The following is a 22430-nucleotide window of genomic DNA, read 5'->3' as shown; positions in this document are numbered from 1 at the left end:
CCACCACAAGGAGGGGCATGTCCAGCACGCCCGAAACCCGCCCGCGCGGTCCTCAGGTCGTCATCATCGGCGCCGGCATCGTCGGCTGCTCCCTGGCCGACGAGCTGACCGCCCGCGGCTGGACCGACGTCACCGTCCTCGAGCAGGGACCCCTGCCCGCTCCGGGCGGCTCCACCTCGCACGCGCCGGGCCTGGTGTTCCAGACCGGCCCCTCCAGGATGCTCACGTCGTTCGCCCAGTACACGGTGGAGAAGTTCAACTCCCTCGAGGCGGACGGAGTGCCCTGCTTCGACCCGGTCGGCGGTCTGGAGCTCGCGACCACCCCCGAGCGCCTCGCCGACCTGCACCGCAAGGCCGGCTACGCCGCCTCCTGGGGCGTACGCGGCGAGATCGTGAGCACCGCCCGCTGCAAGGAACTCTGGCCCCTCATCGACGAGTCGGTCGTCCTCGGCGGCTTCCACACCCCCGACGACGGTCTGGCCCGCGCCCTGCTCGCCGCCCGCGCCCAGATGGAGCGGGCCACCAGCCGCGGCGCCGTCTTCCTGGACCGCCACACCGTCACGGGCATCGAGCGGCAGGACGGCAGGGTCACCGCGGTCGTCACCGACCGGGGCACCTTCGCCGCCCACCACGTCGTGTCCGCCGCCGGCTTCTGGGGCCCCGTCATCGGCCGCATGGCCGGAATCGACGTCCCCCTCCAGCCGCTCGCACACCAGTACGCGAAGACTCCGAAGCTCCCCGAACTGGCCGGCGCCACGGCCGAAGCCTCGAAGCCCATCCTCCGCTTCCAGGACCGCGACCTCTACTTCCGCGAGCACACCGACCGTATCGGCATCGGCAGCTACGCCCACCGGCCGCTCACCGTCGACGCGTTCGCGATCCCCGCCTACGACGAGGCGCGCGCGAACGACATGGAGATGCCGTCCTCGTACCCCTTCACCGCGGAGGACTGGGCGCCGAGCTGGGAGGACTGCCGCCGCCTGTTCCCGGCCCTGCGTGACACGGAGATCGAGGAGGGTTTCAACGGCGTCTTCTCCTTCACCCCGGACGGCATGCCGGTACTCGGCGAGTCGCGGGCCCTCAGGGGCTTCTGGCTGGCCGAGGCGGTCTGGGTGACGCACTCCGCCGGTGTCGCCAAGGCGGTCGCCGAGTGGATGGTCGACGGGCGGCCGTCCATCGACGTCCACGAGGCCGACCTCACCCGCTTCGAGGACGCACAGCGCTCGCCGTCGTACGTCAGGGAGCGCGGTGCGCAACAGTTCGTCGAGGTGTACGACATCCTGCACCCCCTCCAGCCGATGGAGCGGCCGCGCCCGCTGCGCGTCAGCCCCTTCCACGCCCGCCAGCAGGCCCTCGGCGCCTGCTTCCTGGAGGGCGGCGGCTGGGAGCGCCCGCACTGGTACGAGGCGAACGCCCCGCTCGTCGACGCCCTCGGCCCGCTCCCCGAGCGCGACGCCTGGTCGGCCCGCTACTGGTCGCCGATCGCGGCGGCCGAGGCGCGGGCGACCCGCGAGAAGGTCGCCCTGTACGACATGACCCCGCTGCGCAGGCTCGAGGTCAGCGGCCCCGGCGCCCTCGACTTCCTGCACCGCATGACCACCAACAACCTCCGCAAGAAGCCCGGCGCGGTCACCTACACCCTGCTCCTGGACCACACGGGCGGCATACGCTCCGACCTCACCGTCGCGCGCCTCGGCCCCGACCGCTTCCAGGTCGGCGCCAACTCCCCCGCCGACCTGGACTGGCTGACCCGGCATGCCCCCGACGGCGTGCACATCCGGGACATCACGTCCGGCACCTGCTGCATCGGCGTCTGGGGCCCGCTCGCCCGCGACCTGGTCCAGCCGCTGACCCGCGACGACTTCTCGCACGAGGGCTTCGGCTACTTCCGCGCGAAGGAGACGTACCTCGGGCACGTCCCGGTGACCGCGATGCGGCTGAGTTACGTCGGTGAGCTGGGCTGGGAGCTGTACACCACGGCCGACCTGGGCCTGCGGCTCTGGGACACGCTGTGGGAGGCGGGCCGGAAGCACGGCGTGATCGCGGCCGGGCGCTCGGCCTTCAACTCCCTCCGTCTGGAGAAGGGGTACCGCGCCTGGGGCACCGACATGACCGACGAGCACGACCCTTTCGAGGCGGGCGTCGGCTTCGCGGTGCGCATGGACAAGGAGTTCGTGGGCCGGGAGGCGCTCGACGCGGCCGCGCCCCCGACGCGCAGGCTGACCCCGCTCCTCCTCGACGACCCCGCCGCCAACGTCCTCGGCAAGGAGCCGGTGTACGTCGACGGCGTCCCGTCCGGCTATGTCACCAGCGCCTCGTACGGCTACACGCTGGGCCGCTGCGTCGCGTACGCCTGGCTGCCGCCGCTCGCGACCGGCACGGGCGTGCACATCGAGTACTTCGGCGAGAAGGTCCCCGCGACCGTCGCCGAAGAGCCGCTCTTCGACCCCAAGATGACCCGCATCCGCCGATAGGAGACGCCCGTGTCCCCCACGTATGACGTGATCGTGATCGGTCTCGGCGGCATGGGCAGCGCCGCCGCCCATCATCTGTCCGCGCGCGGCGCCCGCGTGCTCGGCCTGGAGAAGTTCGGCCCGGTCCACAACCGCGGCTCCAGCCACGGCGGTTCGCGCATCACCCGGCAGTCGTACTTCGAGGACCCGGCGTACGTACCGCTGCTGCTGCGCTCGTACGAGTTGTACGAGGAGGTGGAGCGGTCGACCGGGCGCGAGGTCGCCACCCTCAGCGGCGGCGTGATGGTCGGCCGCCCCGACTCGCTGACCGTCGCCGGTTCACTGCGCTCGGCCACCCAGTGGGACCTGCCCCACGAGATGCTCGACGCGAAGGAGATCCGCCGCCGCTTCCCGACGCTGAACCCGAGCAACGACGAGGTGGCGCTCTACGAGAAGAAGGCCGGCCTGGTCCGCCCCGAGAACATGGTCGCCGCGCACCTCCAGCTGGCCACCCGGCAGGGTGCGGAGCTGCACTTCGAGGAGCCGATGACGCGCTGGGAGCCGTACCGGGACGGCGTACGCGTCCACACGGCCGAGAACACCTACACGGCGGGCCAGTTGGTGATCTGCCCGGGTGCGTGGGCGCCGCAGCTGCTCACGGATCTCGGAGTGCCGTTCACCATCGAGCGGCAGGTCATGTACTGGTTCCAGCCGAGGCACGGCGTGGGGCCCTTCCGCCCCGAGAACCACCCGATCTACATCTGGGAGGACGCCGAAGGAGTCCAGGTCTACGGCTTCCCGTCGATCGACGGGCCGGACCTCGGCGCCAAGGTCGCCTTCTTCCGCAAGGGCGTGGTCTGCACTCCGGAGACGATCGACCGGACCGTGCACGACCACGAGGTCCAGGCCATGGCGGACCATATGTCCCGCTGCATCCCGGATCTGCCCGGCACCTTCCTCAAGGCCGCCACCTGCATGTACTCCAACACCCCCGACGAGCACTTCGTCATCGCCCGCCACCCCGCGCACCCGGACTCCGTGACCGTGGCCTGCGGGTTCTCCGGGCACGGCTTCAAATTCGTGCCGGTGGTCGGAGAGATCGTCGCCGACCTCGCCCTGACCGGCACCACCGCCCATCCGATCGGGCTGTTCGACCCCCGCCGCCTCGCCGCCGCGCCCGCCTGAGGAGTACGCACGTGACGACGACCCCCGTCTCCCCCCTCTCCGCCCTCCCGCCGAGCCTCCTGGCGACGCTGCCGGGGCACTACTACACCGACCCGGAGATCTTCCGGCAGGAGCAGGCCGACCTGTTCGAGTCGATGTGGTTCTGCGCGGTCCGCGGCGCCGACCTGGGCAGGCCCGGCGCCTTCCGCACCGTCCAGGTCGGCCGGGAGAACGTCCTGATCACCCGCTCGCGCACCGGTGAGCTGCGCGCCTTCCTCAACATCTGCCGCCACCGCGGCGCCCGGCTGTGCACGGAGGAGTCCGGCGAGGTCCGCCGCAACCTCCAGTGCCCGTATCACGCCTGGACCTACGACCTGGACGGCAAGCTGGTCGCCGCGCCCAACCTGGTCCGGATGCCGGACGTGGACCGGGTCGAGTACGGCCTGGTCAAGGTCGCGCTGCGCGAGTGGCTCGGCTACGCCTGGGTGTGCCTGGCCGACGAGCCGCCCTCCTTCGAGGAGACGGTGATGGGCGCGGCCGTGGAACGGCTCGGCGACGCGGCGGCCATCGAGCACTACGGCACCGAGAACCTCGCCCTCGGCAAGCGCATCACCTACGACGTGCGAGCGAACTGGAAGCTGATCGTCGAGAACTTCATGGAGTGCTATCACTGCGCGACGATCCACCCCGAACTCACCGACGTCCTCCCGGAGTTCGCCGAGGGCTACGCCGCGCAGTACTACGTCGGGCACGGTGCCGAGTTCGGCCAGGACGTCAAGGGGTTCACGGTCGACGGCAGCGAGGGCTTCGCGAAGCTGCCCGCCGTCGACGACGACCAGGACCGCCGCTACTACGCGATCACCGTGAAGCCGACGGTGTTCATCAATCTCGTCCCGGACCATGTGATCCTGCACCGCATGTTCCCGCTCGCCGAGGACCGCACGATCGTCGAGTGCGACTGGCTGTACGCTCCGGAGGTCGTCGAGTCCGGCGCCGACGTGTCCAAGTCGGTCGAGCTGTTCCACCGGGTGAACGTGCAGGACTTCGACGCCTGTGAACGGACGCAGCCGGCCATGGCGTCGCGGGCGTACCGGAAGGGTGGTGTGCTGGTGCCCACCGAGCACCACATCGGGATCTTCCACGAGTGGCTGCTCGGGCAGCTGGGAGGCGACCATGCCTGACCCGTACGACACCCCAGGAGGCCATCGTGCCCGACCTGTTCATTGACGGCGAGTGGAGAGCCGCGCTCGACGGGCGCACGCGGGAGATCCGCTGCCCCGCCGACGGCTCCCTCGTCGGAGTCGTCGACGAGGCGGGCGGCAAGGACACCGCCGAGGCGATCGCCGCGGCGCGCCGCGCCTTCGACGAGGGCCCGTGGCCCTGGCTGCCCGCCGCCGACCGCGGTGACCTGCTGCTGCGCGTCGCCGATCTCCTCGTACGCGACAGGGCGAAGCTGGCCCGCGCCGAGTCGCTCGACACCGGCAAGCGGTTCGTCGAGAGCGAGTACGACATCGACGACATCGTGAACTGTTTCCGCTACTTCGGCCGCCTGGCCGCGGCCGAGTCCGGCCGGGTGATCGACACCGGATCGGCGAGTACGGACAGCCGGGTCGTGTACGAGCCGGTCGGGGTCTGCGCGCTGATCACGCCCTGGAACTATCCGCTCCTCCAGACGGCTTGGAAGGTCGCCCCGGCGCTCGCGGCGGGCAACACCTTCGTCCTCAAGCCGAGCGAGCTGACCCCGCACACCGCGATCCATCTGATGCGGCTCCTCCAAGAGGCCGAACTCCCGCCGGGCGTCGCCAACCTGGTCCTGGGCGCCGGCCCGGAGGCGGGCGCGCCGCTCGCCGACCATCCGGACGTCGACCTCGTCTCCTTCACCGGCGGTCTGCACACAGGCAGGCGGCTGATGGCCGCCGCGGCCGGCACGGTGAAGAAGGTGGCACTCGAACTCGGCGGCAAGAATCCCAATATCGTCTTCGCCGACGCCGACTTCGACACGGCGGTCGACATGGCGCTGACCGCCGTGTTCCTGCACTCCGGGCAGGTCTGCTCGGCGGGGGCGCGGCTGCTGGTCGAGGACTCGCTGCACGACCGGTTCGTCGACGAGGTGGTGCGGCGGGCCGCGGAGATCCGGCTCGGGGGGCCGTTCGACGAGCGGGCGCAGACCGGGGCGCTGATCTCGGCCGCGCACCGGGCGAAGGTCGAGGCCTACGTCGCGAAGGGGCTGGACGAGGGCGCGGTGCTGCGCTGCGGCGGCAGGCGTCCTGAGGGGCTGGACGAGGGCTTCTTCTACCTGCCCACCGTCCTCGACGAGTGCACCAGCGGGATGTCCGTGATCCAGGACGAGTCCTTCGGACCGGTGCTGACCGTCGAGCGCTTCACCGGCGAGGCCGAGGCCGTGCGCCTGGCCAACGACACCGTCTACGGGCTCGCCGGCGCCGTCTGGACCACCGACGAGGCCAAGGCCCAGCGGGTGGTGTCCCGGCTGCGGATCGGCACGGTGTGGATCAACGACTACCACCCGTACGTACCGCAGGCCGAGTGGGGCGGCTACAAGCAGTCCGGCTTCGGGCGCGAGCTGGGGCCCTCGGGGCTCGCCGAGTACCGGGAGGCGAAGCACATCTGGCGTAACACGGATCCGTCACCACAGGGCTGGTTCGCGTAACACGCCCTTGATACCCCCGTTGTTCAGCCGTCTGATCCCACCCCTCCCATCTCCTTCCCTCCCCTTCCCCTCCCCCCGGCGCACCAGGAGTCGCACATGACGACAACCGAGCAACCGTCCGGCCCACAGAGTCACCACGACGACACCGAACTCGCCGAGTTCGGCTACAAGCCCGAACTCAAGCGCACCCTCGGCAACTTCCACACCTTCGCGGCCGGGATCAGCTACATCTCGATCCTGACCGGCACCTTCCAGCTGTTCTACTTCGGCTACGGCAGCGGCGGCCCCGCGTACTGGTGGTCGTGGCCGATGGTCTTCGTCGGCCAGTTCATGGTCGCCCTGTGCTTCGCGGAGCTGGCCGCCCGCTATCCCGTCGCGGGCTCCGTGTACAACTGGTCCAAGAAGATAGGCAATCCGCACCTCGGCTGGCTCGCCGGCTGGATGATGCTCATCGCCTCCATCGTGTCGATCTCGGCTGTGGCGCTCGCCTACCAGCTCACGCTGCCGCAGATCTCGTCGACGTTCCAGTTCATCGGGGACGGCACCGGGAAGTACGACGTGGCGACGAACGCGGTCGTCCTGGCCGCGGTGCTGATCCTGTTCACGACCCTGGTGAACGCCTTCGGCGTGAAGCTGATGGCGACCATCAACAGCGCGGGCGTGTTCATCGAGCTGGTCGCGACCGTCGTCCTCATCGTGCTGTTCGCCGTCCACATCACGCGGGGACCGCAGGTCGTCACCGAGACCGCCGGCACCGGCGCCGGGCACACGACCGGCTACCTGGGCGCGTTCCTCGTGGCCTCGCTGGCGTCGGCGTACGTCATGTACGGCTTCGACACGGCCGCCTCGCTGGGTGAGGAGTCCCTGGACCCGTCCCGCAACGCACCGCGGGCGATCATCCGCGCGATCGTCGCCTCGTTCGTCCTCGGCGGGCTCGTGCTGCTGCTCGCCCTGATGAGCGTCTCCAGCCTGAAGGGCGACAAGCTGTCCACGGACGGCCTCCAGTACATCGTGCTCGACGTGCTCGGCCCGACGGCCGGCAAGGCGATGCTGTGGTGCGTGCTCATCGCGGTCACCGTCTGCGCGCTCGCCGTGCACACGGCGGCGATCCGGCTGGCCTTCGCGATGGCCCGCGACAACAACCTGCCCGCGTCCTCCCTGATCGCCCGGGTCAGCCCGCGCTTCCAGACCCCGGTGCTCCCCGCGGTGATCATCGGCGTCCTCGCCGTGGCGATCCTCGTCGTCAACATCCGCCAGCCGCAGATCTTCACCGTCGTCACCAGCATCGGCATCATCATGATCTACCTCGCCTATCTCGGCGTCACCGGCCCGATGCTGGTGGCCCGGCTGCGTGGGAAGTGGCAGCCCGCGGGCGACGGCAGATTCTCACTGGGCCGCTGGGGGCTGCTGGTCAACATCGTCGCCGTGCTGTGGGGCGCGGCCATGACGCTCAACCTGATCTGGCCGCGGTCCGAGGTCTACAACGCCGCCGCCCCGTTCCACTGGTACCTGCGCTGGGGTGCGGTCCTGTTCGTCGCGGTCATCGCCGGCGGCGGCTTCGCCTACTACTGGTTCATCCAGCGGCACAAGACCGGCGTGCTCGCCGAACACCGCCTCCAGACCACCGCCGCGCCCGCTCCCCTCGCCGCTCCCACGGCCGACTGAGGACCGCCCGCAGACCGGCCGAGGGCGTGCGAAGACCGGCTGAAGTCCGCCCGAAGACCGGCTGAAGACCGACTGAAGAACTGTTCAAGGAGGTCAACTTCCCATGAGTATCGACGAGTTCGACTATGTCGTGGTCGGCGGCGGCACCGCGGGCAACGTGGTCGCCGCCCGGCTTTCCGAGAACCCGTCCGTCACGGTGTGCGTCCTGGAGGCGGGGCCCAGCGACGTCGGCGACGACGACGTCCTCAGACTGGACCGCTGGATGGGTCTGCTGGAGTCCGGCTACGACTGGGACTACCCGGTCGAACCGCAGGCCTTGGGCAACAGCTTCATGCGGCACGCCCGCGCCAAGGTCCTCGGCGGCTGTTCCTCGCACAACTCCTGTATCGCCTTCTGGGCCCCGGCCGAGGACCTGGACGACTGGGCGGCGGCGGGCTGTACCGGCTGGAGCGCGGCCGAACTCTTCCCGCTCTACCGGCGGTTGGAGTCCAACGACGCGCCCGGCGACCACCACGGCCGCACCGGCCCGGTGAAGCTGCGCACGCTCAAGGGCGAGGACCCCTGCGGCACGGCCCTGTTGGAGGCGTGCGCCCAGGCCGGGATCCCCACCACGGCCTTCAACACCGGGAAGACCGTGGTCCGGGGCGCCAACTGGTTCCAGATCAACTCCGACGAGAACAACATCCGGCAGTCCTCGTCGGTGGCGTACCTCCACCCGATCATCGGCAAGCGGCCCAATCTGGAGGTACGCACGGGCGTACGGGCCAAGAAGCTCGTGCTCGACGGGCGGCGGTGCGTGGGCGCCGAGTACCTGGACCCGGACCTGATCCACACGCGGACGGTACTCGCCCGCCGCGAGGTGATCGTGTCCTGTGGCTCCATCGACACGCCCAAGCTCCTGATGCTGTCGGGCATCGGGCCCGCCGAGCAGCTGCGCGAGGTCGGGGTCGACGTGGTCGTGGACTCGGCAGGCGTCGGCGAGAACCTCCAGGACCACCCCGAGGGCGTCATCATGTGGGAGGCCAGGCAGCCGATGACCACCACGTCCAGCCAGTGGTGGGAGGCGGGCATCTTCTACGACACCGAACCGGGCCTGGACCGGCCGGACCTGATGTTCCACTACGGCTCGGTGCCGTTCGACATGAACACCGCCCGCCACGGCTTCCCGACCTCCGAGAACGCCTTCTGCCTCACGCCGAACGTGACCCGCGCCAAGTCCCGCGGCACGGTGCGGCTGCGTACCCGCGACTACCGCGACAAGCCCAGGGTCGATCCGCGCTACTTCACGCACGAGCACGACGTGCGCGTGATGACGTACGGCCTGAAGCTGGCGCGGAGGATCGCGTCACAGCCCGCACTGAGCGGCTGGGCGGGGGCGGAGCTCTCCCCCGGACCGGACATCCGGACCGACGACGAGCTGCTCGACTACATCCACAAGACCCACAACACCGTCTACCACCCGTCCTGCACCGTGAAGATGGGCGCGGACGACGACGCCTCGGCCCCGCTCGACGCGCGGCTGCGGGTCAAGGGGGTCGAGGGTCTGCGGGTCGCGGACGGCTCGGTGATGCCGGAGCTGATCTCCGTCAATCCGTGCATCACGACGATGATGATCGGCGAGAAGTGCGCCGATCTCCTGAAGGAGGACGCGTAGGGGGTGGGGCGGAGAACTGCGGGCCCTGTCCGTATGGGGCGGGTCGCGCCCACGCGGCGGAGCCGCATGATGTCACGCCCCCACCCCTATGAGGCGCTCGGCGCCGGGCGCTTGTACATCCGTGTCGCCGTGATCTCGCTGTACCCGGCCTCCCCGGCGGGAGCCTCACGCGGCAGTCCCGGCCGGAGGTGTTCCTCCACGCTGATGTACTTCAGTCCGGCGCGCAGGTCGGCGTCGTTGCGCAACCTGATGACCAGGGGGAACTCGGCGAGCGCCGTGGTGTCGAACAGGCCGGTGGTGTAGAGGAGCTGGACGCCGAGCGCGTCCGAGACGGCCCGCTGGAGCTCCAGCAGATACGTCGCGTTGGCGCGCCCGATGGGGTTGTCCAGGAACAGCGTGCCCGCGTGCCGGTGCCTGTCCCGGCCCCGGTCGTTGCTGCGCAGCGCGGCCATGGTGCAGTACAGGGCGATGGCCGCGGTGAGCAGCTGACCACCGGAGAACACGTCGCCCATCTGTCCGACGGGCACGCGCTCGGCGCGCAGTACGGCGTCCGGCTTGAGGATCTCGACGGCGACGCCCTTCGGCTCGAGTGCGGCACCGACTCCGCGCAGCAGCAGGGACATGCCGTCGCGCCGCAGGTCGGAGTTCTTCTTGACGGCCGCCCGGGTGGCCTCGTCGACGACCTCGCCGAGCCGCTCGGTGAGCGTGGCCTGGTCGGGCTCCTCGAAGCGGATGCGCAGGAACTCCTGCCCGGACCACTCGCCGAGCCCTTCCGGCAGCCGGGACAGCCGCTGCGCGGCCCGCAGGGTGGCCAGCGCCGACTCCACGAGCCCGCGCAGCCGGTCCACGATCGAGTCCCGGTTGCGCTCCAGCTGCGCCAACTCGTCGGTGAGGACGCGGAGCCGGGGGGCGAAGGCGTCCGCCCACTTCTGGGCGTGCTCGGGCAGCGCGGACGCGGGCAGCTCGCGGATCTGCTGCCGGGCGGGGGTGCGCACCTGCTCGTAGCGGGTGGAGTTGGCGTGCCGGACGAGGATGTCGCTCGCCTCGCGCACGGCCGCCTCGGCGGCGGACAGGTCGGCGGCGCAGCCGCGCAGGGACCGGCGGGCCTCGGCGGCGGAGTGCCGGGCCTCCTCCAGGGTACCGGGGTAGGCCTCGGATTCCTCCTGCTCGTCCTCGGCCTGCTGCTCACGCAGGAGGTCACGGAGCAGCGCGGCGGTCTCGTCGAAGCCGCCGGCCGCGTCCTCGGCGGCCCGGTGCGCGTCGAGCAGCTCCGCGTGGGCCTCGCGCGCCTGGCCCAGCGCATCGGCGCGGGCGGCCAGTTCACCGGTCGCGGTGCGCAGCAGGGTCTGCGCGTGCTCGGCGTTCTCGGGGACCAGCTCGTCGGACAGCTCGGTGTGGGCCTCGCCGTTCTCGGGCGCGTGCCGCTCGGCCTCGCCGCGCAGCCGGCCGAGCTGCTCGCTCGCGGTGGACATCCGGGTCTCCAGGAGCTGCACCAGCTCCTCGACACGGGCGGCCGCGGCCTGCCGGGACGGCCCGTCGGAGCCGTCCGGGGACTCCAGGAGCTGGGCCGCGCGGGTCCGCACCTTGTTGCTGAGCCGGTTCAGCTCGGTGAGCGCGGCGCTCTCGTCGCTCTCGGCGCGCGCCTGTTCGGCCCGCAGATCGGCGCCGACGCCGACCTTCTCGTACAGCTGGGAGGCGGCCCGGTAGGCCTCGCGGAGGGCGGGCAGGGACGACTTCGCCGCTCCGGGCTCGTCCTCGGGTACGTCGTCGGGGGCGCCCGCGATCTCCGCGCGCTCGGCGCGCAGCGCGCGGGCCGTGCGGCGGGCGTCGTCGGCGGCGCGCTGGGCGGCGCGCCGGTCCTCGTCGGCGGCGCGGGCGCGCTCCAGGCAGGTCTGGGCGCGGGCCTCCGACTCGGCCGCCTCGTCGGCGAGTTCGCGGAGCTTGACCTGCCAGCCGGCACGCTCACGCAGCCGGAAGGCGAGTCCGGCGAGCGCGTCGGCGGCGCGGCGCGCCTTCTGGGCGGCCTCCTGCCGCTCGTCCCGTACGTGCGCGGCCTCGGCGGCGGCTTCGTCGGCCTCCGCCCGGACGGTCCGCGCCTCGGCCAGCTCGGCCTCGGTTTCCTCGGCGAAACCGCGCGCGTCCCGTGCGGCGGTGGCGAGTTCGACGAGCCGCCCCGCCGGGCATCCGGTGCGCCAGGACGAGAGCCGTGCGGCCAGCTCCCGGTCCTTGCCGAGCCGGGCCGCGAGGGCCCGGATCTCCTCGTCCCGCCGGGCCGCTCGCGCGCGCAGGGCCTGCCGTTCCTCGTCGGCGGCGTGTTCGTCGTGCATGGCCGGGTTCGGCGGTACGAGGAACACGCCGCTGTCGCCCGCCTCGGGCGCCGGCGTGGGGGCGAGGAGCGCGGCGGCCGTACCGACGGCGACCGCGGAGCGGGGCAGCAGCGCGGCCTCGCTCAGGGCTTCGCGGGCCCGCGTGTGCGTGTCGGGGTCCGTGATGATGACACCGTCGACCAGCTCGGGGCGGGCCGCCAGCACGCGCGCGTGATCGGCGGGGTCGACGGCCTGCGCGAGGTAGCGCCAGCCGGGGAGGGCGGGAATGCCGTGCTCGCCCAGGTACTCGACGGTGGACAGCACGTCCGGGCCGGGCGGCAGCAGGCCGCCGTCGCCGAGGGCGCCGAGGATCCGGGAGTCGTCGGCGGCGCCGGTCTGCAACTCGAACAGCTGCCGCTCGGCGGAGCCGACCGAGTCGTCGAGCAGCTCACGCAGTTCGTCGGCGAAGCGGTCCAGCTCCTCGGGGGTGAGGGGGCCTTCGCTCGCGGGCCGCGGGGCGCCAGGGCGGGGCGCGGCAAAACCCTCGGCCGCGCTGTGCGCACCGCCCTGGCGGTCGGCCGTCGCACCCGCTGTGCCCTCGCGCCGGGGCGTCGGTACCGCCCCCTGCCTGCTGGAGGCCGGCAGGCTCAGCAGGTCCGCCAAACGCTCCTCCCCCGCCAGGGACTCGGCGGTACGGAACTCCGCCTCGTACGCGCGCTCGGCCGCCGTCGCCGCGTCCGCCGCGCGGGCCGCCGTCAGCTCCGCGCGGGACTCGGTGGACGCCGCCTCCCTGGCGTGCTCGGAGGCCCGGCCGGACGCCTCACGCGCGGTGTCCCAGGCGGCGACGGCCGTCTTCTCGGCGTCGCTCGCGGCCAGCGCCGCGCGTGCGGGGTCCGCGTCGGGCGCGCTGTCGTCCAGCCACCCCGCGCGCACCGCCTCGGCGGTCTCCTGCGCTACCTCGCTGAGCCGCTGGCGCAGATGCCCGGCCTCGCTGCGGGCGCGCTGCGCCTCCGTGGCGGCGGAGGTCGAGTCCCGGTACGCCCTCTCGCCCACGTCCTGGAGCCCTGCGGACCGCTCCTCCTCCTCGTTGGCGAGGTTCTCCGCGCTCTCGGCGGCACCGTGCAGGGCACGTACGAGGTCGACGGCGGCCTTGGCGCGGGCGGCGAGCGCCGGCGCGGCGTCCCGCTCGGCCTCGCGGATCGCGACGGCCACGCGCGCGGAGCGGTCGGCGGCGGCCCGGTGCCGCAGCACGGCCTCGGCAGCCTGCCAGGCGGAGTGCAGCGTGCGCGCGTCGGCCAGCTCGCGCTTCTGCGCGGCCGCGGACTTCTCGGCTCCGGCGAGCGCCAACGAGGCGTGCCGGTAGGCGAGTTCGGCCGCGATCAGGGCGCTGCGCTCGCGGGCGCCCTCGGCGTGCGTGACGGCGTACGCTGCGGCGGTCACCCGCTGCGCGAGGTCGGCGGCCCGCACGCGCTCCCGCACGCCGCGCGCGGACAGCCGGCGGGCCAGCGTCCGGGTGCGCCGCTCGGCGGCGGCGTGGATGTCACGCGCGCGTGCCCGAGCGTCGGCGGCGTCGACGATCCGGCCCAGCAGGTCCACGGATCCGGCCGTGAAGTCCCGCTCGGCCATCAGCTCGGCGCGCCGCCCCAGCTTGTTGCCGAAGCCTCCGACCAGGTCGGCGAGGCCGTCCGTGTCGCGGGTGTCGGTGACGGCGCGCAGCAGCAGATCCGTGAAGTCGGAGTCCTTCTTGACCGCGAAGAGACCGGCGGCCTCGCCCTCGTCGGCGTTCATCTCCCGCTGGTAGCGGAAGAGTTCGGGGTCCAGACCGAGGTCCCCGAGGTGCTCGTTCCAGCGGTCGTGGATCTCCTCCCAGTGCACTTCGAGGTGCGGATACGCCTTGCCCGCGTCGGTGAGGGCGTCCCGGAAGCCCTTCATGGTGCGGCGCCGCCCCTGCGCACCGGACACGCCCTCGGCCTGCGGCCGTACGGAGGTGGCCTCGGCGACGGGCAGGTTGTCGAGGCTGAGTCCGGGGCCGGGCCGGAAGGAGTACCAGGCCTCGGCGAACTTCCGCGGGTCGTTGGAGACCTGCCGCCCCCGCCACTCGCTCACCTTGCCGACCACGACGCACTCGCCGGTCAGCGTGTGCTGCCACTCCAGCGCCACATGCCCGCAGTCGTCGGCGAGCAGGAACTTCCGCAGCACACCGGAGCTGGCGCCGCCGAGCGTGTTCCGGTGGCCCGGCAGCATCACCGAGAAGATCAGCTTGAGCAGTACGGACTTGCCGCCGCCGTTCTCCAGGAAGAGCACGCCGGCGGGCGCGGGCCGGCGCGGCGGGCCGACGGGCTCGTCCTCGAAGAACTCCGCCTGGGTGGGCGCGGGGTCGGGCACGGGCGCGCCGACACCCCGCAGGTCCAGCACGGTGTCGGCGTAGCGCGCACCGGCCGGCCCGATGGAGTAGAGGCGGACCCGGGACAGCTCGTACATGTGCGGACTCTCGTAGTCGTCAGGGGAGTTCGGGGGCGGAGGTCGGGTGAAGGGGCCGGGGAGGCCGGGTCAGGAGTGGAACGGCAGTCCGGCGTCGGCGACCAGTTCCAGGTCGTCGGTGTCCTCGGGGGGCAGCAGGCTCGCGGTGCCGTCGGTCACCGGGACGATGCCCAGCTCGAGCAGCTCGGCCAGGGCGGCGCTGCCGGCCATGTCGCGCACCTGGAGCTGATAGCGGGCGGTGGTGCGGTAGGTGCCGCCGGAGTCGTCGCCGGTCCGCTGGAGAAAGCCGGAGTCGGTGAGGAAGACGACGGCCTTGCCGACGATCCCGGTGGTCGAACCGGCGAGCCGGCGCGCGTCCTTGGTGGCCCCGGCGGCGCTGCGTCTGGCCCAGATCCGCCAGGCCGCCTCCAGGCCGGGCGCGTCCGTGGCCGGGTCGGTGTTCTCGCCCTGCTCCTCGGCCCGCTCCTCCAGGCGGCGGCAGGCCTGGCGTACGAAGGCGTCGACGCCGTTGACCGAGACGCGCCCGATGTAGCCGTCGTCCGCGAGGTCCTCGGGGCGCGGGAACGCCATGGCGGCGACGGCGAGATGGGCGAGCCCATGCAGGAAGCGGTCGCCGGAGTCGGCCGCCGTGCGCCGCGCGTAGTCGCCCATGCGGACGGCGAACACGGAGTCCTCGGCGGCGGTGACGGCCATACCGGCACGCGGGGACACCTCCAGGACGACCAGGCCGAGCCCGGTGGCCACGGCGTCCGCGAGCCGCGCGAAGGGCGGGTCCTCGCGGTAGCGGCGCAGCAACTCCGTGTACTCCTGGTCGCGGGCGGGCTGGAGCTTGGGCTGGAGCCCGAAGGCCACGAGCCGCGCCGCGTCGGCGGCGTCGGCGGGGGTGACGGCGGCGTTCACCGGCGTGGCGGCGACTTCCGGCTCACTCCACTCGACGTGCTCGGTCACGGTTGGGGCTCCTTGATCTCAAAAGCGATGGTGCGGTCGGGCGCCCCCTCATGGGCGCGGGGCTGTGGCATGTGCGGCTCCGCCGACGAGGCGTTCACTTCCGGTCCGCCGCCATCCCCATCGCGTCGAGCATCGCCATGCCCACGATGAGATCGGCCCCGCCGAACTCGTCGTCGTCCAGTTCGACCCCGTCGTCCACGGCGAACAGCAGCTTCTCCTCCCCCTGCCGGTAGGCGGTGCCCACCGGCGGGCTGGCCGCGTGCACGGCCAGCAGGGCGACAAGGTACGGCAGTTCGGAATCCTGGCGGCGCGCTTCCGCGAGCAGTCCCGACAACCGCCGCGGCGCGTCCGCCGGCAGGTCGAGCAGCTCCATGGCGGCGGCCAGCTGCTCCTCGCTGAACCGGCTGTCGTCGGGAGTGGCGATCAGGTCTGGCTCCGGCATCTCCGCGCCGAGGTGCTCCCGCTCCACGGGCGGTGTCAGCAGCAGGTCGACGAGGTCCCCGACCCGCACGGACGCGGGTGTGCGCAGCCCGGTGCCGCGCGCGAAGAAGGCGTCCGTGACGCGCAGGGCCTGCTCCACGGGCAGCGGCAGCACGGGGGCGACGAGATGCCCGTAGAGATCGATCCCGGACGTCGTCATGGGGGTCGCGAAGGCCTGCCGGTCCTGCTCGGCGCGGAACAGCGGGCCCGCCTCCAGGAGCCGGGACTGGAGCAGCGTGTGCCGGCGGATGCAGTCCTTGACGATGTCGACCAGCTCGGCGGCGCGCCGCTTCTGCTCGGGGTCCTCGGACTCGTCGCGTGCCTTGCGGATGTTGGTCAGGATCGCGTTCTCGTGCCGGTAGCGGTCGGCGACGTGGTCGAGGGCCTCGGCGATCATGTCCGGCACCGAGTTCAGCCAGTCGACGGCCCGCACATTGCGCCGGGTCGCGTCCAGTGCCTTGCGCAACGTCTCCGAGTACTGGACGGTCCGGTAGCGCGCCTGCTCGGCGGCGAGCTGCGCGTCCGCGAGCCGACCGCGGCTGATCAGCACCTCCAGCTTGACCTCGGCGGCGATCTGCGCGCTGGTGACATCGGTGTCGAGGGCGCCCACGAGGACGTTGACCGCCTCGTCCGTCGTACGGAGGTAGACGCTTCCTCCGTACCCGGGGACCTCCTCGATCAGCTTGAAGTCGTAGTCGCGGCGCACATAGGAGCCGTCGGGCGCGAACGTGCCGTAGACGGCGCGGAAACCTCGGTCGACGCTGCCGACGTTGATCAGGTTCTCCAGGACCCAGCGGGCCACCCGCTCGTGCTCGGCGACGGGCCGCCGGGGGGCCTGGGCGGCGATGCGCGGGATGAGGCGGGCCACTATCTGGTCGTGGTCCGCGCCCGTGTCGAAGTCCATGTTCAGTGTGACCAGGTCGATGGCGGCGAGGGCCACCTCCGCCATCCCGTACACCGCGTACTCACCGGCGAGGTTGGCCTTGCGCGCATCGAGGTCGTGCAGCGGCGCCGTGCAGGCGAGCGCGCGCAGCCGCCGCGCCAGTCCCTCGTCGGCGGCCGGGCCCGGAGAAGGGCGCGGCCCCGCGCTGAGCTGGGGCGGAACGCTGTCCGTCGATGCAGGCGAAGTCACGGTGCACAGACTAGGTCCTCGGTCTGACAGCGGTCGAAACGACGCAGATGAGACCCGTGGTCACAGTGCATGACAGCCGGGGTCACAGTGCATGACAGCCGGGGGCACAGCTGCCCGTCGTCACCCCCGTGGTCACAGTTGCCCGTCGTCGCCCACGCGCCGCCGGTAGACCTCCACGACCCGCTCCAGCGAGTCGTCGAGATAGACCGCGAGCAGTCCCTCCGCCTTGTCGCGGTCGCCCGTCTCCAGGGCCTGGAGGATCTGCCGGTTGCGCGCGAGATACGGCTCGTGCAGCCGCCGCGGGTCGTCCACGACGTGGAAGGCGAGGCGGAGTTCGGCGAAGACGCTGCGCATCAGTTCGTCGGTGCGGGCGCTGCCGGCGAGCGCGACCAGTTCCCGGTGGAAGTGGATGTTGGCCGTGCCCAGTCCTTTCCAGTCACCTTCGCGCACCGTCCGCTGCCCCTCCGCGACGGCTTCCGCGAGGCCCTCCAGGGCGTACGGCGGCTCACCGAGACCGCGTACGACGGCGCACTCGACGAGGGAGCGGGTGCGGTAGATGTCCTGCACGTCCTCGACGGTCAGCACCCGTACGAAGACCCCGCGGTTCAGCTCGTGGACGAGCAGCCGTTCATGGGTGAGCAGCCGGAACGCCTCGCGCAGCGTGTTGCGGGAGACCCCGAGCGCGCCGCCGATGCTGTCCTCCGACAGCCGGGTGCCGGGCGGGAAGTAGCCCTCGGCGATACGGCCCCTGAGGATGTCCGAGACCCGCTCGGCGGTGCTGGTGCGCCCCAGCAGAGCGCGGTCGTCGGCCAGTCCCGTCAGCTGATCTGCCATGCCCGGAATTCAATCGCAGATACAACAACGAAACAACGTGGGTATTGAAGGATCGTTCAACGATCCCCTACCTTGCTTGACAGGCGCCGCCCGCTCGCACGACGGCGCCGCGGCTTGCGCACGGCACGGCCTCCTCCGCACCCCCGCACGGCACCACCCGCTCCACGCCCCCCGAACAGCGCCACCCGCTCCACGCACCCCCGCACGGCACGGCTCGTCCCTCAAGCACCCTCCGTCCCTCTTAGCGAGGTGCCCATGAGCACGACCCCTCCCTCTCCACAACTGACCGCCGCCACCGCGCCCGGCGCGGGTGAACCCGCCTCCGAAGACGGCGCCTTCGGCTTCCTGCGCGCGCTCGGTCCGCGCGGCCGGCGTGCCTTCGCCGGCGCGTTCGGCGGCTATGCCCTGGACTCGTACGACTACTTCACGCTGCCGCTGAGCATGGTCGCGCTCGCGGCCTACTTCGGCCTGGACAGCGGTCAGACCGGACTGTTCACGACGGTCACCCTGGTCGTCTCGGCGATCGGCGGCGCCGTCGCGGGTGTGGTCGCGGACCGCATCGGGCGCGTCAAGGCCCTGATGATCACCGTGATCACCTACGCCGTCTTCACGGTGGCCTGCGGCTTCGCGCCCAACTACGAGACCCTGCTGGTCTTCCGCGCCCTTCAAGGGCTCGGTTTCGGCGGCGAGTGGGCGGTCGGCGCGATCCTGGTCGCCGAGTACGCGAGCGCCCGGCACCGGGGCCGGACGCTCGGCGCGATCCAGAGTTCCTGGGCCGTCGGCTGGGCGCTGGCCGCCGTCGTCTACACGCTGGTCTTCTCCTTCGTGGGCGACGACCTCGCATGGCGTGTGATGTTCTGGACCGGCGCGCTGCCCGCGCTGCTGGTCGTGTGGGTGCGACGCAGGGTGCACGACGCCCCGGAGGCGGCCGTCGAGCGCCAGAAGAGCGCTCACAAGGGTTCGTTCACGGCGATCTTCAGGCCCGGGACGGCCGACGCGCCCGGTCTGCTGCGGATCACGGTCTTCGCGGGCCTGCTCTCGACCGGCGTCCAGGGCGGCTACTACACGCTGGCCACCTGGGTGCCGACGTACCTCAAGACGGAGCGCGGACTGTCCGTCGTCGGCACCGGCGGCTATCTCACGTTCCTGATCTCCGGTGCCTTCATCGGCTACCTCACCGGCGGCTACCTGACCGACAAACTGGGCCGCAAGCGCAACATCCTGCTCTTCGCGGTGCTCTCCGCGATCTGTGTCCTGGTGTACGCCAACATCCCGAGCGGCGCCGACACCCTCCTCCTGGTGCTCGGTTTCCCGCTCGGCTTCTGCATGTCGGCGATCTTCAGCGGCTTCGGCTCGTTCCTGAGCGAGCTGTACCCGACGGCCGTGCGCGGCACCGGACAGGGCTTCACCTACAACACCGGACGCGCCGTCGGCGCCGTCTTCCCCACCCTGGTCGGCTTCCTGGCCGACAGCTGGGGTGTGGGCGGCGCGCTGGTCTTCGGTGCGATCGGCTACGCCCTGGCGGCGCTGGCGCTGCTCGGGCTTCCGGAGACCCGCGGGAAGGAGCTCCGGTGAACCGCGTCACCCCGGACCGCCCCCTGAGCCGGATCGACGGCCACGCGCACGCGTGGACCCCCCGCAAGGCGCGGGCCCGCTTCCGCTGGGGCGTCTTCGGACCCACGGCCGGGGTCGCCGCGGGACACACCCAGGCGAACCTGATCTCGCTCCCCGCCGACTGGGCGTACGACATGCTGCTGTTCTGCCAGCGCAACCCCAAGCCGTGTCCGGTCCTCGACGTCACCGACGCCGGTTCCTGGACCACTCCGCTCGCGGAGGGAGCGGATCTGCGCACGGATCTGCCGCGCTACCGGGTGTGGGAGAACGGCGAGCTGGTGGCCGAGCCCACGGATGTCGTCGCGTACTGGAGGGACGATCTGGTGTCGTTCCTCATCGGGTGCAGCTTCACCTTCGAGTGGGCACTGAGCGAGGCGGGCGTCCCGATGCGCCACATCGAGCAGGGCCGCAACGTCTCCATGTACGTCACCAGCCGCGCCTGCCGCCCGGCAGGCCGGCTGCACGGCCCCATGGTGGTGTCGATGCGTCCCGTTCCGCCCGAGCACCTGGCGGCGGCGATCCGGGAGAGCACGATGCTCCCGGCGGTGCACGGCAGCCCCGTACACTGCGGCGATCCGTCGGGCCTCGGCATCGATGACCTCGGCCGCCCCGACTTCGGTGATCCGGTGGACGCCGAACCGGACGACATCCCGGTGTTCTGGGCCTGCGGCGTGACCCCGCAGGCCGCGGTGATGGCGTCCCGTCCGCCGTTCGCCATCACCCACGCCCCGGGCCAGATGTTCCTCACCGACGCCCGCGACGAGCAGTACCGCGTGGCCTGACCAGGAGACACCATGATCGATCTGAACGCCGACCTCGGCGAGGGCTTCGGCCGCTGGGAGCTCACCGACGACGAACGGCTGCTGTCCGTCGTCACCAGCGCCAACGTGGCCTGCGGCTTCCACGCCGGGGACGCGGCCACCATGCGGCGGGTGTGCGAGCTGGCGGCCGAGCGCGGCGTACGGATCGGCGCCCAGGTCTCCTACCGGGACCTGGCCGGGTTCGGGCGACGCGCGATGGACGTGCCGCCCGCGGAACTGGCGGCCGAAGTGGCGTACCAGATCGGCGCCCTGGAGGTGTTCGCCCGCGCGGCGGGCACGCGCGTGTCGTACGTGAAGCCGCACGGCGCGCTCTACAACCGGGTGGTGCACGACGAAGGGCAGGCCGGCGCCGTGGTCGACGGGGTGCGGCTCGCCGACGCCTCGCTCCCGGTGCTCGGGCTGCCCGGCTCGCGCTTGCTGGAGGTGGCCGAGAAGGCCGGGCTGCCGGTCGTCACGGAGGCGTTCGCGGACCGCGCGTACACCGAGGAGGGCACGCTGGTGCCGCGGGGCGAGGACGGAGCGGTGGTCACCGACCCCGACGCGGTCGTCGAACGCTCGGTGAACCTCGCCCGCCTCGGGGTGGTCGACGCGCACTCCGGGCGCCGGATCCCGGTACGGGCACGCTCCTTGTGCCTGCACGGCGACACGCCCGGCGCGGTGGAGCTGGCCCGCCGGGTCAGGTCGCGGCTGGAGGCCTCGGGCGTCCGCGTGGCGGCCTTCGCATGAGGGCACTGCCGGTCGGCGACCGGGCCCTGCTCGTCGAACTCGCCTCGGGTGACGAGGCGCAGGCCCTGCACGCCGAGCTGCTGCGCCGCAGGGCGGCCGGAACCCTGACGGTACGGGAGGTCGTGCCCGCGGCCCGCACGGTCCTCCTGGACGGCCTGGAGGAGCCCTCCCGGCTCGCGGCCCAGCTCGCGGACTGGACAGTGCCGCCGGTACCCCCGCGCGCGGAGGAGGCCATCGAGATCCCCGTACGGTACGACGGCCCCGACCTGGCCGAGGTCGCCGCCCTGTGGGGCGTACCGGAGGACGAGGTGGCGCGCATCCACTCGGCGGCCGAATTCCGGGTCGCGTTCTGCGGGTTCGCGCCCGGGTTCGGCTATCTCACCGGGCTTCCCGCGCGCTACGACGTGGCGCGCCGGGCGACCCCGCGCACGTCCGTTCCGGCGGGCTCCGTGGCGCTCGCGGGCCCGTACACCGGGGTGTACCCGCGTGCGTCGCCGGGCGGGTGGCAGCTGATCGGCACCACGGACCGCGTCCTGTGGGACCACGCGCGCGTACCGGCCGCCCTGCTCGCGCCCGGCGCCCGCGTCCGCTTCGTCGCGGTGGGGTCCGTATGACGGATCGGGCGCTCGCCGTCGTACGGGCCGGGGCGCTGACCACCGTGCAGGACCTGGGGCGCCCCGGGTACGCCCACCTCGGAGTGCCGCGCTCCGGTGCGCTGGACCCGCCCGCGGCGGCGCTGGTCAACCGGCTGGTCGGCAATCCGCCGGAAGCGGCCGTCCTGGAGACGACGCTCAACGGCTGTGCTCTGCGCCCCCGTTCGGCGGTCACCGTGGCGGTGGGAGGCGCGCCCTGCGCGGTGACCGTGGGCGGCCGCCCCGCGCCCTGGGGAGCGCCCGTACGCGTCCCCGGCGGCACCTTGCTCGACATCGGACCCGCGCAGTCCGGAGTACGCGGTTACGTGGCCGTCTCCGGCGGAGTCGCCGTCGAACCGGTGCTCGGCAGCCGCTCCACGGATCTGCTGTCCGGGCTCGGTCCCGCACCCCTCACCGACGGGACGGTGCTCCCCCTGGGGCACCCGGTCGGCCCCCACGCGCGCGTGGACGCCGTTCCCCAGCCGGGCCCGCCGGCCGAACTGGTGCTGCGGGTGACGCCGGGCCCCCGCGACGACTGGTTCACGGCGACGGCCGTCCGCACGCTCGTCACCCGCGCGTACCGCGTGTCCACCGCGAGCAACCGCATCGGACTGCGTACGGAAGGGCCCGCGCTGGAACGGTCCCGGACGGGCGAACTGCCCAGTGAGGGCATGGTGTGGGGGGCGGTGCAGGTGCCGCCCGACGGCCGGCCGGTCGTCTTTCTCGCCGACCACCCGACCACCGGGGGCTACCCGGTGATCGCGGTCGTCCGGCCCGCCGACCTCCCGGCGGCCGCCCAGGCGGTTCCCGGCACCCCCGTCCGCTTCGTGGCCGTACGCCGCCGCTGACGGC

15 protein-coding genes are annotated in these 22430 nt (G+C 72.4%); 11 read left to right on the top strand and 4 right to left on the bottom strand.

Annotated elements, in window-relative coordinates; all coding sequences use genetic code 11:
- The first annotated feature begins 17 nt into the window (after nucleotides 1-17).
- The 6 genes from GTY58_RS36075 to GTY58_RS36050 all read left to right on the top strand — a co-directional run bounded on the left by GTY58_RS36075 (nucleotide 18) and on the right by GTY58_RS36050 (nucleotide 9604).
- A complete protein-coding gene (locus GTY58_RS36075) occupies nucleotides 18-2474 on the top strand; it encodes an FAD-dependent oxidoreductase (protein ID WP_010988348.1) in 2457 nt (818 codons plus the stop codon).
- A 9-nt stretch (nucleotides 2475-2483) separates the two neighbouring features.
- Nucleotides 2484-3638, top strand: a complete 1155-nt coding sequence (solA, locus tag GTY58_RS36070; RefSeq protein WP_010988347.1) for an N-methyl-L-tryptophan oxidase — start codon at nucleotides 2484-2486, stop codon at nucleotides 3636-3638.
- Nucleotides 3639-3649: 11 nt separating this feature from the next.
- The gene (locus GTY58_RS36065) at nucleotides 3650-4798 is read left to right on the top strand and encodes an aromatic ring-hydroxylating dioxygenase subunit alpha (RefSeq protein WP_010988346.1); all 1149 of its coding nucleotides are present in this window, start codon (nucleotides 3650-3652) and stop codon (nucleotides 4796-4798) included.
- A 26-nt stretch (nucleotides 4799-4824) separates the two neighbouring features.
- The gene (locus tag GTY58_RS36060; protein ID WP_037646607.1) at nucleotides 4825-6285 is read left to right on the top strand and encodes an aldehyde dehydrogenase family protein; all 1461 of its coding nucleotides are present in this window, start codon (nucleotides 4825-4827) and stop codon (nucleotides 6283-6285) included.
- A gap of 96 nt (nucleotides 6286-6381) precedes the next feature.
- On the top strand, nucleotides 6382-7950 hold the full coding sequence (locus GTY58_RS36055) for an amino acid permease (RefSeq protein ID WP_010988344.1): 1569 nt from the start codon (nucleotides 6382-6384) through the stop codon (nucleotides 7948-7950).
- A gap of 103 nt (nucleotides 7951-8053) precedes the next feature.
- Nucleotides 8054-9604: a GMC family oxidoreductase N-terminal domain-containing protein gene (locus GTY58_RS36050; protein WP_010988343.1), complete on the top strand. Its 1551-nt coding sequence runs from the start codon at nucleotides 8054-8056 to the stop codon at nucleotides 9602-9604.
- Between the two features lie 86 nt (nucleotides 9605-9690).
- Here the strand turns inward: GTY58_RS36050 and GTY58_RS36045 are convergent, their stop codons facing one another.
- From GTY58_RS36045 to GTY58_RS36030, 4 genes are all read right to left on the bottom strand, one after another.
- Complete coding sequence (locus GTY58_RS36045; RefSeq protein ID WP_010988342.1) at nucleotides 9691-14391, bottom strand: hypothetical protein; 4701 nt, start codon at nucleotides 14389-14391, stop codon at nucleotides 9691-9693.
- 69 nt (nucleotides 14392-14460) lie between these two features.
- Nucleotides 14461-15339, bottom strand: a complete 879-nt coding sequence (locus GTY58_RS36040) for a hypothetical protein (protein ID WP_010988341.1) — start codon at nucleotides 15337-15339, stop codon at nucleotides 14461-14463.
- Between the two features lie 94 nt (nucleotides 15340-15433).
- Nucleotides 15434-16951, bottom strand: a complete 1518-nt coding sequence (locus GTY58_RS36035; protein WP_010988340.1) for a hypothetical protein — start codon at nucleotides 16949-16951, stop codon at nucleotides 15434-15436.
- 132 nt (nucleotides 16952-17083) lie between these two features.
- Complete coding sequence (locus tag GTY58_RS36030; RefSeq protein ID WP_010988339.1) at nucleotides 17084-17785, bottom strand: GntR family transcriptional regulator; 702 nt, start codon at nucleotides 17783-17785, stop codon at nucleotides 17084-17086.
- A 255-nt stretch (nucleotides 17786-18040) separates the two neighbouring features.
- Here GTY58_RS36030 and GTY58_RS36025 point away from each other — a divergent pair, with 255 nt between their 5' ends.
- The 5 genes from GTY58_RS36025 to GTY58_RS36005 are packed head-to-tail and all read left to right on the top strand — an operon-like array spanning nucleotide 18041 to nucleotide 22426.
- The gene (locus GTY58_RS36025; protein WP_010988338.1) at nucleotides 18041-19360 is read left to right on the top strand and encodes an MFS transporter; all 1320 of its coding nucleotides are present in this window, start codon (nucleotides 18041-18043) and stop codon (nucleotides 19358-19360) included.
- A complete protein-coding gene (locus GTY58_RS36020) occupies nucleotides 19357-20181 on the top strand; it encodes a putative hydro-lyase (RefSeq protein ID WP_010988337.1) in 825 nt (274 codons plus the stop codon). Before GTY58_RS36025 ends, GTY58_RS36020 begins: the two co-directional genes overlap by 4 nt.
- A 12-nt stretch (nucleotides 20182-20193) precedes the next feature.
- On the top strand, nucleotides 20194-20946 hold the full coding sequence (locus tag GTY58_RS36015; RefSeq protein ID WP_010988336.1) for a 5-oxoprolinase subunit PxpA: 753 nt from the start codon (nucleotides 20194-20196) through the stop codon (nucleotides 20944-20946).
- Nucleotides 20943-21560 carry an allophanate hydrolase subunit 1 gene (locus tag GTY58_RS36010; RefSeq protein WP_010988335.1) on the top strand — a complete coding sequence of 206 codons (618 nt, stop codon included), beginning with the start codon at nucleotides 20943-20945 and terminating at the stop codon, nucleotides 21558-21560. The genes GTY58_RS36015 and GTY58_RS36010 overlap by 4 nt, the downstream gene beginning before the upstream one ends.
- A complete protein-coding gene (locus GTY58_RS36005; RefSeq protein WP_010988334.1) occupies nucleotides 21557-22426 on the top strand; it encodes a biotin-dependent carboxyltransferase family protein in 870 nt (289 codons plus the stop codon). The genes GTY58_RS36010 and GTY58_RS36005 overlap by 4 nt, the downstream gene beginning before the upstream one ends.
- Nucleotides 22427-22430: the final 4 nt, after the last annotated feature.

The sequence above is a fragment of the Streptomyces sp. SID5469 genome, assembly GCF_009862865.1.
Classification (GTDB): Bacteria; Actinomycetota; Actinomycetes; order Streptomycetales; family Streptomycetaceae; genus Streptomyces; species Streptomyces avermitilis.
This window is presented reverse-complemented; position numbering and strand designations above follow the sequence as displayed.